The following is a 14,023-nucleotide window of genomic DNA, read 5'->3' as shown; positions in this document are numbered from 1 at the left end:
TGCGATGACGAAATTCGAATCCATTCTCGGTCTGGCATTCGGCGTATTGCTCGGTTCCACGTCGCTGGTGGCTTTGAATGCCGTCGGCTCCTTGCTTTACTCGATTTCAGTTGATGAACCGGCCAGCGCGCCGGAGGCGACGGCAGAGGCCGCGCCGTCCCAAACCGCATCCGCGACCGCCCCGGCACCGGCCGAGGCTCAGGTCGCCGCACTCGACCCCGAGGCTGGCGCCAAGGTCTTCCAGAAATGCGCCGCCTGCCATACAGCGGATCAGGGCGGCGCCGCTCGCACCGGCCCGAACCTGTGGAACATCGTCGCGCGTCCCGTGGCCTCGGCTGCGGGCTTTTCCTATTCCGAGGCCATGCTGGCCCAGGCGAATGAGGTCTGGAGCCCCGAGCGGCTCGACCAATATCTGACCAAGCCCAAGGATATGGTCCCCGGCACCACGATGGCCTTCGCTGGCCTGTCCAAACCCGCCGACCGGCACAATCTGATTGCCTGGCTGGCCGGTCAGAACGACGCACCGATCGCGCCGGGCGATCTGCCCTTCGCGCAGTCCGATGCGGTGGCCTCCGAAGCACCGGCCGCGACCGAGGCGCCCGCAGCCGAGGCGCCCGAGATCGCGCAGATCCCCTTTACCAACCCGCCCGCGCCGAGCGCCGAGCAGGAAGCCGAGATCGCCGCACGCGTTGCCGCCCTTGAGGCCGAAGTCGAAGGCCTTAGCTACGACGAGGCGCGCTATCACCCGATCCATTTCCCGAAGAACATCGAGACGGCCTCGAATGCCGAATGCCTCGTGTGTCACCAGGAAATCAACGATGCCAAGCCGCGCGCGGAAAGCCCCGCCGGGGTGCAGGCCGAAACGAGCCTCGCCTGGTATCAAACGCTGGATACCTACAGCGGCCCGCAGGCCGACCTGCATTGGCGCCACCTGCAAAGCGATTTCGCGCAGGAGGTGATGAACCTTCAGTGCAACTTCTGCCACCAGGGCAATGACCCGCGCGAGGAAAGCCCCGACATGATGCCGGGCCGCCCCTTCTTCAGCGCCTCGGCCAGCCCCGAGTTCACCAACCGCAAGATGGTCAACCCCGAGACCACCTGCCTGCGCTGCCATGGCGCGATGCCGGACCCCGTCGAGATCATGGGCCTTGGTGGTCCGTGGCACGAGGTGCGCGGCGATATGGAAGACCCCACCGATCCGGCAACCGCGAATGGCTGCCTGAGCTGCCATGGTGAGCTGTTCCGCACCAACCGTCACAACGTGACCTACCTCAACGCGGCCAATATCGAAGAGCTGGCGAAAGAGGTCTCGTCGGACACCTGCTACGGCTGCCACGGCGGGCGCGCCTGGTATCGGATCTCGTATCCCTATGCGCGGCACCCCTGGCCCGGAATGGACCCCGAGACCCCCGCCTGGGCCGCTGACCGCCCCACCGCCTCGGACGAAAAATACCGTCTGCCCGAAACTGCCGAGTGAAGGAGAGCAGAACCATGACCACCCGGTTCAACCCCGCAGCCTGGGCACGGCTGTTCACCCCCACCCGGCGCCAGTTCCTGCAAACCGCCAGCGCCGCAGCCGCAACGGCACTGGTGATGCCAGCGGGCGCGCGCAAGGCCAATGCCTTCGCCTACGAGCCCTATCCGCGCGACGACGATCTTGAAACCGTCGTGACCTCCTGCGCGCATAACTGCGGCTCGCGGCACATGCTGGTGGCGCATAAGAAGGGCGACGTGATCGTGCGTCTGTCCACCGATAACGGCACCTATCAGGGCGATGCCTATGGCACCGACACCGAGGAAAAGCCGCAGTTGCGGGCCTGTCTGCGCGGGCGCAGCTACCGCTCGCGGCTCTATTCGCCCGAGCGGCTGCTGTATCCGATGAAGCGCGTGGGCAAGCGCGGCGAGGGCAAGTTCAAGCGCGTGAGCTGGGATCAGGCGCTGACCGAGATCGCCGAGCGTATGGTCTATCTGCGCGACAAATACGGGCCGCAGGCCCTGCTTGACCAATCCTATGCGGGCGCCTCTTACGGGGTTCTGCATAAATCCGACCAGATCGAGGGGCTGTTGGGCCGGTTTCTGGGTATGTTTGGCTGCCGCACCTCGAGCTGGTCGGTGCCCTCTTATCAGGGCACGACGTTTTCTAGCCGGATGACCTTCGGCACGATCGAAGATGGCAACGAGGATGACGCCTATGCGCATTCCAAGCTGATCATCATGTGGGGCTGGAACCCGGCCTATACCTTCCATGGCGGCAACACGTTCTATTACATGCGCATGGCCAAGCAGCGTGGCTGCAAGTTCGTGCTGATCGACCCGCAGTACACCGACTCGGCCGCCGCCTATGACGCCTGGTGGATCCCGATCCGTCCCAATACCGATGCCGCGATGATGGCAGGCATGGCCTATCACATCTGGGACAATGGCTGGCACGATCAGGGCTTCATCGACCGCTTCGTGCAGGGCATGGACCCGGGCACGACGCCGAACTGGGCCTATCAGCGGGGGCATGAAAGCTTCAAGGAATACATCCTTGGCACGAATGACGGCGTGCCGAAGACGCCCGAATGGGCCGCCGAGATCTGCGGCGTGAAGGCCGATGACATCCGCAAGCTGGCCGAAATGTATGCCACCACCAAGCCCGCCGCGCTCAAGGCCAGCTGGGCACCGGGGCGCAATGCCTATGGTGAGCAATATAACCGCATGGCGGCGGCGCTTCAGGCGATGACCGGCAATATCGGCATCCTCGGCGGCTGCGCCGAAGGCGTGGGCAAGGCCTGGCACTCCGAGGCGGTGGCCTATCCCTATGACCAATATGCCAACGTCTGGTATGCCTCGATCAAGTCCGACCGTTGGGCGCATATCGTGCTCAACTACCCCAATGTCACCCGGCAAGAGGCCGGTCTGTGGCCGCGCAGCGACCAGTTCGACGGGGTGGTTCCGAATATCCGCGGCATCTTCTGGCAGGGCTCGGACTGGTTCAACCAGTTGACGAACATCAACAAAGAGATCGCGGCCATCCGCAAGCTCGACGAACAGGGCGAGGGCGAAAGCCTTCTGGTTTGCTCGGACAGCACGATCACGCCGACCGGCATCTGGGCCGACTACCTGCTGCCCATCGCCACCCATTTCGAGCGCCACGATGTCGCGCTGCCCTGGTACAAGGGGCATTACTACATCCACCGCCCGAAGGTCATCGAGCCTCTGGGCGAGAGCAAGACCGACTTCCAGGTCTATACCGAGCTTGCCTGGCGCCTTGGCTTTGGCCCGGCCTACAACCCGAAGGCCGCGCGCGACTATTTCGACAATCCCGATGCGACCGACGAAGCCTATCTGGTCGACTGGTGGCACAAGGTGCAAGAGCACCAGCATGTCGAATGGAGCTGGGAAGAGTTCAAGAAGCGCGGCGTCTACAAGTTCATCCTGTCGCAGCCGCATGTCGCCTTCCGCGCCCAGATCGAGCAGGGCCTGCCGTTCCAGACCCCCTCGGGCAAGATCGAGATCCTGTCCTCGCAACTGGCGCAGATCGACGACTGGAGCCGCACGCAATACGGCTATGAAATCCCCGCGATCCCGAAATGGATCGAGCCCTGGGAAAGCCTCAACCATCCGCTGACCGCGACCTACCCCTTCCACCTGATCAGCCCGCATCCGCGCTGGCGCACGCATTCGATCTTCAACAACATCCCATGGCTGCGCGAGACCTTCAGTCAGGAAACGACGATGAACGCCGCCGATGCCAAACGCATGGGCATCAAGCATGGCGACATCGTCGAGTTGTGGAACGATCGCGGCCGCGTGGTGACCCCGGTCTATGTGACCGAGCGCTGTATGCCCGGCGTTCTGGTGCTGCATGAGGGCGCCTGGATGGACCTCGACAAGGACGGCGTGGACCGCGCGGGCAACCCGGATTTCCTGACCAAGGACGATCCCTCGCCCGCCGGGGCCTTCGCCTACAACACGGTGCTGTGCAACATCCGCAAGACCGACCTGCATCACCGCCCCGGATGGGATCAGCTGGCCACGGCGCGCTCCCATGTCTTCCGGCGCGATCAGTAAAGGGGGCAAACCATCATGGCCAACAAGATCGACAAGGAAGCCATCAAGGCCAATGCCGCCAAGCGCAAGCGCGAGGGCTACACCCCCGTAGTCCCCGAGCAGCAGTTCGGCTTCATCCACAACAACGTGGATTGCATCGGCTGTCGTGCCTGCGAGATCGCCTGCAAGGACAAGAACGGGCTTTCGGCGGGGCCGCGCTTTCGCCGCGTGCAATATATCGAGGGCGGCACGTTCCCCGAGGTTTTCGCCTTCAAGATCAACATGTCGTGCAACCATTGCGCGGAGCCGGCCTGCATCCCGACCTGCCCGACCGGCGCGATCTTCAAGCGCCCCGACAATGGCGTTGTGGACATCGACACCACGCTGTGCATCGGCTGCCGCAAATGCGAGGCCTCGTGCCCCTATGGCGCGCCGCAGTTCGACCCCGAAGAGAACGTCGTCAAGAAGTGCAACATGTGCATCGACGAGCTGGAGGCAGGGCGCAAACCCTATTGCGTCTCGGCCTGCATGATGCGGGTGCTCGACATCGGGCCGATCGACCAGCTGCGCGATGGCAGCTACGAGACGAAAGCGCGCGGGCCGAACGATGAGGTCGTGCGTCAGGTCAAATCCATGGCCGACCCGGAACTAACCAATCCCTCAATCGTGTTCGTTCCGCATTCGAAAGGGCGGGTCGATGGGTGAACCTCAAACCAGTCTCCCCTCCCCGCCCCTGCCCCGTGCCGCCCCTGATACGGCACGGGGCACCCTTGATACCGCCGCCGAGGCGCTTGGCCTGCTGATCCGCCTCTTTGACCGCGAGGCGGACAGCGATCTGATGTGCGGACTGCGTGCCATTCAGGCGCCCGATATGTTCGAGGCGCTGCTGCCTTCGCCCGAGGGTCGCGCAGGCGCCCAGGTCCTGCGGGTTGCCCTGTCGGGCCTGCCCGAGCAGGTTCCCGCCCGCGCGCTGGATGCCTTGGCCGCCGATTACGCCGATGTATTCCTGACGCATGGCTACCGGCTGGCGCCCAACGCCTCGGTCTGGCTGACCGAGGAAAAGCTGGAGCGTCAGGGCCCGATGTTCGAGGTGCGCGACTGGTATGCGCATTACGGCGTAACCGTCCCTGACTGGCGCAAGCGCGCCGACGATCATATCGTGCATGAGCTGCAATTCCTTGGCCTGCTGCTGAACCTCGGCACCGAGGCGAGCATGGCCGATGCGGCGCATTTCCTTGACGCGCATCTGCTGCCCTGGGTGCCCGAGTTCGGTCGCAGAATGGCCCTTCGCGTGGCCGAGCCGCTCTATGCCGCTGCGGGGCTGCTCTGCGCAGCCTACCTTGAGGCCCTGCGCGACGAGCTTGAGGATCTGACCGGCCTTGCGCGTCAGCCGCGCAAATCGGTCCCCGCCTCAAGCCAGCCCGAGGCCGAGGCCGCGCCCTTCGTGCCCGGAGCGGCCGAGAGTTGGTAACCAGCGCCCTGCCCCGGCTGGCCGCGGGCAGTTGCACCGCCGCCCGTCTGTCCGCCAGTTCCTGCGCGGCCTGTATCGAGGCCTGCCCCCACGGTGCGCTTGAACCGATCCGCGGCGGGTTGCAGATCGAGCCGGAACGCTGCTCGGGCTGCGGGCTCTGTGCGGCGGCCTGCCCCGAAAGCGCGCTCTCGTTGCCCGGCTCCTCTGCCGTTGCAGCACGGCGCGGCGGGGTGGCATTGGCGCTTTGCCCGCGCCACCCCCAGGGTGATGCATCGCGCCCCTGCGCCCATGCGCTGTCGCTGAACGATCTTGCCACGCTTCTGGCAGAGGGTGTGCACCGTATCGCGCTGGCCAGCGGCGATTGCGCGACCTGTCCTGACAAGCCGCCCGAGGGGCATGATCTGTCGGCGCGCACAGCGCAGATCTCGGCGCTGGCCGAGGGCCGCGGGCTGGCGGGGCTTGGACTGGCGCCCGCCAGCCATGCCGAAATCACGACCCTGCTGCGCGAAGCCCCCGAAAACCCCGCGCGCCGCAACATTTTCAAGCGCGTTGCCACTCCCGAGACTCAGGTAGACGCACTGGCACGGTTGCAGGCAGAACCCTGCCGTGACAGCGAGGTTTTCGCCGCCACTCCTCGCATTGACGCCAATAGATGCACGGGCTGCGAGGCATGTTTGCGCATTTGCCCCCATGGCGTTCTGATCCGTATCAAGGACGACGAGGGAAATCCGTGCTACCGGACCGAGCCTGCGGCCTGCACCGGCTGCGGGCTTTGTGCCGATGTCTGCGACGAGGATGCCTTGCAACTAGCCGCGATGGCCCCAGCCCCCCCCGACGTGCCGCTGCAAGCCTATGCCTGCCGCGGCTGCGGGGTATCGGTGCATGAGCCTGCCGCGCATCGCCCCGCGAACGCTGAAGGAGGCCTTTGCCCGGTCTGCCGCCGCACCGGGCATCACCGCAAGCTGTTTCAGGTGCTGTCATGATCATGGCCCGGTTCCGGCATTGGGCGGGCGCCTCGGTGCAGCGCAAGCTGATCCTCGCACTCGGTGGCTTGCTGATCGTCGTCTCGGCGCTATTCCTTGCCGTGCTCAGCACGCTTTACCGCAACCAGATGATCTCGGTTCACGCCCGCGCGGCCGGCCAGATCAACGAGCTGCTTCAGGGCGCACTGGAAAACGCAATGCTCAAGCGCGACATCCCAGGGCTTTTGCAGATCCTCGACGGGTTGGGTCGGCAGGACGACATCGCGCGGGTGATGATCGTCAATCCCGATTTCGAGGTGCGCTTCTCGTCGGACCCGTCGCGCGTCGGGCAGATGCTGGACAGCCCGGCGCTGCAAGAGGCGCTAGAAAGCCGCGCCCCCGGCGCGCGTTACCTTGACGAAGGCGGCGGCGAGGTCGCCATGCGCTCGATCAACCCGGTGCTGAACCGCAGCGAGTGCCGCCAGTGCCACGGCGAGGCGGCGGAACATCCCGTTAACGGGCTGCTGGTGGTGGATTACCGCGCCGGGGCGATCCGCCGCGAGGCTTTTTCCGGCGCGATCTGGCTGGGGGTTCTGGGGCTTGCTGTCGTGACGCTGGCCAGCGCCGCGATGTGGATCGCGCTGCGGCGCATGGTGATCGCACCGCTCGACCGTCTGACCGCCGCCAATCGCGCGCTGGCCGAAGGGTCGCTCGATACCCAGCTCGATATTAGGGGCGAAGATGAGATCGCCGGTCTCGGGCAGGCCTTCAACCGCATGTCCGCGCAGATTGAAAGCCAGCTGGCCACGATCCGCCACTCAGAGGCCGAGTTGCAGGCGCTGCTCGATGCGCTGCCCGACGGCGTGCGCGTGATCGGCCCCGACTTCCGCATCCTGCGCGCCAATCGCGCCTATTGCCGGCAGACCGGGCATGACCCGGAAACCGTCGCGGGCAGCTTCTGCTATGCCTCCAGCCACGGCCGAGACACGCCTTGCCCGCACACGCTGGTGACCTGCCCGGTGGTCGAACTGATCGAGAAAGGCGCCCCCGCGGTGACCTTCCGCGACCGGCATCACTGCGCCGGGGGCGCGCGCACGGTCGAGGTCAGCTCAGCCCGGATCGAACTGGCGGGTGACGGCCCGCCCTGCGTCGTCGAGGCGATCCGCGATCTCGACACGCAGGCCCGCATCTCGCAGGAAGAACGGCTAAGCGAGATCGGCCTCTTGGCCGCCGGGGTCGCGCATGAGATCTTCAATCCGCTCTCCTCGGTTGAACTCGCCCTTGCGGCGCTGGCGCGCGAATTCGACCAGGGCCGCCCGGAACGCGCCCGCGCCTATTTCGACACGATCCGCTCTGAGGTCGGCAAATGCATCGAGATCACCGACAACCTGCTGATGCTTTCAGCGCCGCCCGGCGAAGGCCGCCAATTGATCGAGCTTGACCGCGTCGTCTCGGGCGTCTCGCAACTGCTTAACTATCAGGCCGAGCAGGGCGGCATCACGATAGTGACCGAGTTGGAACCCGGCCTGCGGCTGATCGCCACCGATGCCGACCTGCGGATGCTGCTAACCAACCTGATCATGAATGCCTTCCACGCCATGCCCAAGGGCGGCACCGTCACGTTGCGCGGCTGGCGTGAGGCGGGCAAGGTGCGCCTGTCGGTCACCGATCTGGGCATCGGCATCGCGGCGGCGGATCTGGAGCGGATCTTCATGCCCTTCTGGTCGCGCCGCGCCGATGCGAGCATGGGCCGTGGGCTTGGCCTGTCGATCGTGCGCGGCATCCTCGAACGCCACGGCGCCACGATCGAGGTCGAAAGCAGCCTCGGGCGCGGTTCGGTCTTTACCGTCAGCTTCCCCGATCCCGACGCCCCGGAAACAGACGCCCTGCAGGCGGATGCCATCACCTCACAGGAGACGTCGCCATGACACCTCCCCCCGTAGCCCCGCGCCCGATCCTTGTGGTCGAGGACGACCGCACCCTGAACCGCCTGCTCTGCGACCAGTTGGCCGAACTGGGACATGACGCACGCGGCGCGCGCTCCCGAGCCGAAGCGCTGGAGATGCTGGGATATTTCGCCCCGGCGCTGGCGATCCTCGACATGCGCCTGCCCGATACCGACGGCATGACCTTCCTGCCGGAGCTGCGCGAGTTCTGCCCTGTGGTGATCCTGACGGCCTTCGGCTCGATCGACCAGGCGGTGCGCGCGGTCAAAGCGGGGGCGGTGGAATATATGGTCAAGCCGGTCTCACCCGACAGCCTTGAACTGGCGCTTGGGCGGGTGTTCGAGACAGCTGCGCTGCGGCGTGATCTGGCGTTCTGGCAGGCCAAGGCCCAACGCGCCGACCAGATGACCCTAACCGGCGACAGCCCCGTGATGGTTGAGTTACGCCGCATGATCGGCCTGGTCGCGGCCTCGGATGCGCCGGTGCTGCTGCGTGGCGAGGCGGGCACCGGAAAGACCGCCGTGGCCGAGGCGATCCACATGCAAAGCCCGCGCGCCAACGCGCGTTTCGTGACCATCGACTGCGACCCGGAACTAAGCGCGGCCGATCTCTTCGGCAGCCTGCCGGGTAGCGGCACACCCCGGCGCGAGGGCCTTTTTGCCGCCGCCGAGGCCGGGACGGTATTTCTGAACGAAATCGAAAAGCTGCCGCTGACCCTGCAAGCCCCGGTATTGCGGGTGATGGAGCAGGGCTGCTACCGGCCGCAGGGCTCGGTCATGTCGCTGCCCTGCCCCGTGCGGCTGATCGCGGCCACCGCCGCCGACCTTGAAGGCGCCGCGCGCGAGGGCCGCTTCCGCCCCGAGCTGTTCTATCGCCTCTCGGCCCTCAGCCTGGCGGTGCCCGCACTGCGCGAGCGCGCGCAGGACATCCCGACATTGGCCGAGTTCCTGCTGGAGAACCGCTCGTTCCAGCGCGGCGTCGACAAGGTTCTGCCGCGCGAAACCCGCACCGCGCTGCAAAGCTACGATTGGCCCGGGAATATTCGCGAATTGCGCAACGCAATTGAACGCGGGCTGATCATGTCCGCCGGCCGCGCCGAGATCCTGCCCGCCGATGTCGGGCTGGCTGGCCAGACCGGCGTACAGGCCGCTGGCAGCAACGGGATCTTGCTGCGTTTCGCAGCGCCGCCCACGCTTGAGGAAATGCGCGACGCCTATCTGCAACTGCTGCTCGACCGGTTTGGCGGCAACCGCCAGAAACTGGCCGAGACGCTCGGGATTTCCGAGCGCAACACCTACCGCATCTTGCGCAAGATCAACTGACAAGGCACCTTCGGCTCATGCCATGACCGGCAAATCAATGCTCGTGTCCCTGCCGTGGAGAACTCTCGAATGCGACCCCTTCTTACCCTGCTGACGTTTATCGGTTTCGCCGGAATGGCGCAGGCACAGGCGCGGCCGTCATGTTGGGCGACTCCGGCCTGCCCCCGATGACGTCAAGCTGATGATGGCCGAAGCGGAAGCGCTCTACACCGCCCCCGAGGCGAAGCCGGGCGATATGGGAGAGTGGAAAAACGAGGCCAGCGGCGCGGGTGGTTCGATCGAGATCACCGAAATTCAGGACAATTGCGTCCTTCTTGCGCATGTCTTTGAGACGAAAGAAAAGGCCGGTCCGCAGCGTGGCGAATTCAAGCGCTGCAAGCGTGCCGACGGTCTGTGGCAGCTTGAGTAACCGCCCAAGCGGCCGGAGTGCGCGGCGCCGTCAAAACGGCAGGCTCAGGCCCAGCATCAGGCCCTGCTGCTCGACGTCATACAGGAAATCACCGTCCTCGCGATCGACGCTCAGATATCGGTAGCCGCCGACGATGGAATTGCGCTCACTGATCCGGTAGCCGAGGCCCGCGAAGACATCGGCGGTAAAGTCCGATCCGCCAGCGCCGACCATTGCCCAACCCGTCACGAAGGTTTTCGCGCTTGTGTCGGCCTGCCAGTTCACGCCGGCCAGCCCATCCATCCAATCGTTCGAAGCCGATCCTGAACGCTCCCCACCGCACCGCCGCTGAAGCGCAGATCGGTCTCGACGTTCCAGTAACGAAGGCCGCCGGCCAGCCGCAACTCGCCATTTTGGGAGCGTGCAATGACGTAGTCGCCGCCAAGGGTGAACGCGACATTCTTCGCGTCGAGCGTGGCGCTGCCAAGCACCGGGCCAAGCGCCTGCTCGGCCCCGACCTTCACATACATCACATCGCCGAATAGCCCGAAATCGCCCTTCCGAGCTGTCAGCCCGGCCATAGCGCCGAGATCGAGATCATCAAGGATATCGCTGAACGACTTGTCGATATCGGCGGCGGGCAGCCCGGGCACCGTGGCCACGCTGCCGCTCAGGCCCGAGCCCCAGAGGTAAGGGTTGAACTGCATCTTCCAGTCGCCGCTATCCTGCGCGCTCGCGGGGGCGACAGAAAACGAAAGCGCCAACGCGCAGGCAACCGCCGACCACCCCGCGCCACCGCCTTGCAGAACAGACTGAGCGACGAACATGACGTTCCTCCCCGCGTTAAGCAGTACGAATGATGTTACCCTATTTTTCCCTGAAAATACAGGAGGAACCGTGCCCCTGCCTCACTTGCTCCGCGCGGCGCCGTGCAAGATCCGGGCAATGTCATCGACGCTGAGCGCAACGGGATTTGCCTTGGTCGAGGAGGCGCCAAGGGCCTCTTGCGCGACGGCAGCGAAATCGCGCTCGGACAGGTGTAGATCGTTCAGCGTTGGTAGGCCGTGGCGGTCGATGAAGGCACGCAGACGCTCTGGCCCGCTAACCGTTCCGCCAAGCCCTTCGCGCAGCCACGCCTCGACCTCATCAAAGCGCCGGGTGGGCTGGCCCGCGCGCACGGCCGCTTCGCGGTTAACCTTCAGCGCGTCGGCCAGAAGCCGCCCGCAGATGGCGCCATGCGCACCGCCGCGCCCACCGATCACCGAGGCAAGCCCATGCACCACGCCCAGCCCCGAACTGGCCAGCGCCAGACCGCTAAGGTAGCTCGCCCGCGCCATGGTATCGCGTGCGGTGTGTGACGGTCCCTCCATCAGGCACCGCAGGGCGGCAATCGCCTCGGGTAGCGTGTCGCGGCACAGCGCATCGGTAACGGGGTTCGCGCGGTTGCACAGATAGCTTTCGATCAACTGCGTGATCGCGTCGAGCCCGGTTGCAAGCGTCAGCGCCTTGGGCAGCGCATCGGTCAGGGCCGGATCGACGATTGCCAACACCGGAACCAGCCGGGGGTCGCGCAGGCTGATCTTCAACTGCCGCTCGGGCACACTGATGACCGCGTTGCGCGTGGCCTCGGCCCCGGTGCCCGAGGTGGTCGGCATGGCGATGAAGGGCAGCGGATCGGTCAGGCTGCGGGCCGGGGTTGGCCCCAACTCCAGATACTGCTCGGGGTCGCCCTTTGACCCCGTCAGCCCCGCGATGGCCTTGCCAAGGTCGATGCTCGCGCCCCCGCCGACCGCGACAACGCACTCCGCGCCAAAGGCGCGCGCGGCGCTGACACCGGCGCGGACGTCGCCCAAGCTGGGTTCTCCGGTGGAGAAATCCGCTCGACGGCGAGACCTGCGGCGCGCAACTCGGCTTCGAAGGTCTCGACCCAGGGAACCGAGCGGCCGCTGACCAGCAAGATGCGCGCGCCCATCCGTGCTACATGCGCGGCCGCGCCCAGCCGACTGTCGCGACCAAAGATCGTCTGGCCGAGCCGTCACGGAAAAGATCGTCATCGCTCCTCCTCGGGTGGCCCCGCGGGTCAGAACCGCATCGTTGCATCCACCGCGCGGCGCCAGGCCGCGTATTTATCTTCGCGGGTCTCGGCCGCCATCTGCGGCTGGAAGCACCGCTCCAACGCCCATTGCGCGGCAAATTCCGACTGGTTCGGGTAAAGCCCCGCGCGTTGTCCTGCCAGCCAGGCCGCGCCCATGGCGGTTGTCTCAAGCACCTTGGGGCGGTCCACCCGCGCGTCGATGATGTCCGACAGGAATTGCATCGCGAAGTCCGAGGCGCTCATACCGCCATCGACCCGGAGCGCGGTCTCGCCCCCGCCGGTCCAATCCGCGCGCATCGCCTGCAACAGGTCGCGCGTCTGATAGCCCACGCTTTCCAACGCCGCGCGGGTCAGCTCTTCCGGGCCCGAGTTGCGCGTCAGCCCGAAGACCGCGCCGCGACACTCGGCGTTCCAATAGGGCGCACCAAGCCGGTGAACGCCGGCACCAGAACCACCTGCTGCGTCGGATCGGCCCGGTCGGCCAGACCCTGTGCCTCTTTCGCCTCGCGGATGATCTTGATCCCGTCGCGCAGCCATTGCACCACAGCGCCTGCGATGAAGATCGAGCCCTCAAGCGCATAGGTCGGCTTGCCGTCCAACTGGTAGGCGATGGTCGTCAGCAGCCGGTTTTGCGAACGCACCGGCGCCGCACCGGTGTTGAGCAACGCGAAACAGCCGGTGCCATAGGTGGATTTCATCATGCCCGGCGCAAAGCAGGCCTGCCCCACGGTCGCAGCCTGCTGATCCCCGCGATCCCGAGGATCGGGATGGCGCGGCCGAACAGGTCCGGGCGGGTCTGGCCCGAACTCGGCGGCGCAGTCGCGCACCTCGGGCAGCATCGCCATCGGGATGCCGAGACGCTCGCAGATGGTCTGCGACCAGCGGCCCTTGCGAATATCGTAAAGCATGGTCCGTGCGGCATTGGTGGCATCGGTAACATGCACCGCCCCACCCGTCAGGTTCCATTACCAGCCAGGTATCGACCGTGCGAAGACGATCTCTCCGGCCTCGGCCCGCGCCCGCGCGCCTTCGACATTGTCGAGGATCCAGGCCAATTTGGTGCCCGAGAAATAGGATCGAGCAACAGACCCGTGCGATCCGTCACGATCTCTTCGAACCCTTCGGACTTGAGCGCTTGCACAGCGCCGAGGTGCGCCGGTCCTGCCAGACGATCGCGTTATGAATGGGCTTTCCGGTCTTGCGGTCCCAGACCAGCGTCGTTTCTCGCTGGTTGGTGATGCCGATGGCGGCGATTCCCTCGGCGCCCGTGCCTGCGCGCTCAATCGCGGCGCGGCAGGTGGCGGCGGTGGTGGACCACAGATCGGCCGGGTCATGTTCGACCCAGCCACTGGCCGGATAATGCTGGGGAAATTCTTCCTGCGCCGAGGAGACCACGTTCATCGCCTGATCGAAAAGAATGGCCCGCGTGGACGTGGTTCCCTGATCGATTGCAAGAATGTGGGTCATAACCGCTTCTCCTCAGAGCGATGTCGTGCCCGGCAGCCTGGCGCCGGACGTTTTCAGGATAGCCGAGGCCCCGAGGGGCCCCGGCCGGGGAGGAAGGCTTACTGCCAGGACTTGATCAGCTCATCATAGCTGACGGTCTGCGGGGTTTCGTCCTCGTTTTCAAGCTTGGGATAGGGCGCGCCGGGCTGGTCGAACCAGTACTGGGCGTCCATCTCCTCATTCAGCTTGGGACCGATGTCACCCTGGATACCGGCCCGCTCAAGACGCTCCAGCACGCGCTCCTGATCGGCGCAGAGCGCATCGAGTGCCTCTTGCGGGGTCTTGGCGCCCGACATGG

11 protein-coding genes and 2 pseudogenes are annotated in these 14,023 nt (G+C 65.7%); 8 read left to right on the top strand and 5 right to left on the bottom strand.

What is annotated here, in order from left to right; translation table 11 throughout:
• The first annotated feature begins 4 nt into the window (after nucleotides 1-4).
• The 8 genes from LPB142_RS16845 (at nucleotide 5) to LPB142_RS16815 (ending at nucleotide 10,145) form a co-directional block, all read left to right on the top strand.
• On the top strand, nucleotides 5-1,477 hold the full coding sequence (locus tag LPB142_RS16845; protein WP_083392787.1) for a c-type cytochrome: 1,473 nt from the start codon (nucleotides 5-7) through the stop codon (nucleotides 1,475-1,477).
• Nucleotides 1,478-1,491: 14 nt separating this feature from the next.
• Nucleotides 1,492-4,056, top strand: coding sequence for a molybdopterin-containing oxidoreductase family protein (locus tag LPB142_RS16840; RefSeq protein ID WP_071167317.1), 2,565 nt, complete (start codon nucleotides 1,492-1,494; stop codon nucleotides 4,054-4,056).
• Between the two features lie 15 nt (nucleotides 4,057-4,071).
• Complete coding sequence (locus tag LPB142_RS16835) at nucleotides 4,072-4,740, top strand: 4Fe-4S dicluster domain-containing protein (RefSeq protein ID WP_083392786.1); 669 nt, start codon at nucleotides 4,072-4,074, stop codon at nucleotides 4,738-4,740.
• The gene (locus tag LPB142_RS16830) at nucleotides 4,733-5,506 is read left to right on the top strand and encodes a TorD/DmsD family molecular chaperone (RefSeq protein WP_071167316.1); all 774 of its coding nucleotides are present in this window, start codon (nucleotides 4,733-4,735) and stop codon (nucleotides 5,504-5,506) included. The genes LPB142_RS16835 and LPB142_RS16830 overlap by 8 nt, the downstream gene beginning before the upstream one ends.
• Nucleotides 5,500-6,489: a 4Fe-4S binding protein gene (locus tag LPB142_RS18650; RefSeq protein WP_083392785.1), complete on the top strand. Its 990-nt coding sequence runs from the start codon at nucleotides 5,500-5,502 to the stop codon at nucleotides 6,487-6,489. Before LPB142_RS16830 ends, LPB142_RS18650 begins: the two co-directional genes overlap by 7 nt.
• Nucleotides 6,486-8,396, top strand: coding sequence for a HAMP domain-containing histidine kinase (locus tag LPB142_RS16825; RefSeq protein WP_071167315.1), 1,911 nt, complete (start codon nucleotides 6,486-6,488; stop codon nucleotides 8,394-8,396). The genes LPB142_RS18650 and LPB142_RS16825 overlap by 4 nt, the downstream gene beginning before the upstream one ends.
• Nucleotides 8,393-9,736, top strand: a complete 1,344-nt coding sequence (locus LPB142_RS16820) for a sigma-54-dependent transcriptional regulator (protein ID WP_071167314.1) — start codon at nucleotides 8,393-8,395, stop codon at nucleotides 9,734-9,736. The genes LPB142_RS16825 and LPB142_RS16820 overlap by 4 nt, the downstream gene beginning before the upstream one ends.
• 181 nt (nucleotides 9,737-9,917) lie before the next feature.
• Nucleotides 9,918-10,145: a hypothetical protein gene (locus LPB142_RS16815; protein ID WP_071167313.1), complete on the top strand. Its 228-nt coding sequence runs from the start codon at nucleotides 9,918-9,920 to the stop codon at nucleotides 10,143-10,145.
• A 30-nt stretch (nucleotides 10,146-10,175) separates the two neighbouring features.
• Here the strand turns inward: LPB142_RS16815 and LPB142_RS16810 are convergent, their stop codons facing one another.
• The 5 genes and pseudogenes from LPB142_RS16810 to LPB142_RS18645 form a co-directional block, all read right to left on the bottom strand.
• Entirely contained in the window at nucleotides 10,176-10,427 is a 252-nt protein-coding gene (locus tag LPB142_RS16810; RefSeq protein ID WP_071167312.1) for a hypothetical protein, read from the bottom strand.
• Nucleotides 10,406-10,951 (bottom strand): hypothetical protein, encoded by a 546-nt coding sequence (locus LPB142_RS16805; protein ID WP_071167311.1) that lies wholly within the window; start codon nucleotides 10,949-10,951, stop codon nucleotides 10,406-10,408. Before LPB142_RS16805 ends, LPB142_RS16810 begins: the two co-directional genes overlap by 22 nt.
• An 81-nt stretch (nucleotides 10,952-11,032) precedes the next feature.
• Complete coding sequence (locus LPB142_RS16800) at nucleotides 11,033-11,977, bottom strand: iron-containing alcohol dehydrogenase (RefSeq protein ID WP_198037904.1); 945 nt, start codon at nucleotides 11,975-11,977, stop codon at nucleotides 11,033-11,035.
• Nucleotides 11,978-12,204: 227 nt separating this feature from the next.
• Nucleotides 12,205-13,686 (bottom strand): annotated as a pseudogene (gene glpK, locus LPB142_RS16795) (glycerol kinase GlpK).
• 98 nt (nucleotides 13,687-13,784) lie between these two features.
• A pseudogene (locus LPB142_RS18645) lies at nucleotides 13,785-14,021 on the bottom strand (carbohydrate ABC transporter substrate-binding protein); the annotation flags it as partial.
• Nucleotides 14,022-14,023 lie beyond the last annotated feature (2 nt).

This window comes from Rhodobacter xanthinilyticus, from assembly GCF_001856665.1.
Classification (GTDB): Bacteria; Pseudomonadota; Alphaproteobacteria; order Rhodobacterales; family Rhodobacteraceae; genus Rhodobacter; species Rhodobacter xanthinilyticus.
Note: the sequence above shows the minus strand (reverse complement) of the source record. Positions and strands in the feature narration are given on the sequence as shown.

Bases quoted from the DNA above. Each gene is read 5' to 3' on its own strand.
- LPB142_RS16845 (WP_083392787.1), top strand. From the start codon at position 5: ATGACGAAATTCGAATCCATTCTCGGTCTGGCATTCGGCGTATTGCTC.
- LPB142_RS16840 (WP_071167317.1), top strand. From the start codon at position 1,492: ATGACCACCCGGTTCAACCCCGCAGCCTGGGCACGGCTGTTCACCCCC.
- LPB142_RS16835 (WP_083392786.1), top strand. From the start codon at position 4,072: ATGGCCAACAAGATCGACAAGGAAGCCATCAAGGCCAATGCCGCCAAG.
- LPB142_RS16830 (WP_071167316.1), top strand. From the start codon at position 4,733: ATGGGTGAACCTCAAACCAGTCTCCCCTCCCCGCCCCTGCCCCGTGCC.
- LPB142_RS16825 (WP_071167315.1), top strand. From the start codon at position 6,486: ATGATCATGGCCCGGTTCCGGCATTGGGCGGGCGCCTCGGTGCAGCGC.
- LPB142_RS16820 (WP_071167314.1), top strand. From the start codon at position 8,393: ATGACACCTCCCCCCGTAGCCCCGCGCCCGATCCTTGTGGTCGAGGAC.
- LPB142_RS16815 (WP_071167313.1), top strand. From the start codon at position 9,918: ATGATGGCCGAAGCGGAAGCGCTCTACACCGCCCCCGAGGCGAAGCCG.
- LPB142_RS16810 (WP_071167312.1), bottom strand. From the start codon at position 10,427: ATGGATGGGCTGGCCGGCGTGAACTGGCAGGCCGACACAAGCGCGAAA.
- LPB142_RS16805 (WP_071167311.1), bottom strand. From the start codon at position 10,951: ATGTTCGTCGCTCAGTCTGTTCTGCAAGGCGGTGGCGCGGGGTGGTCG.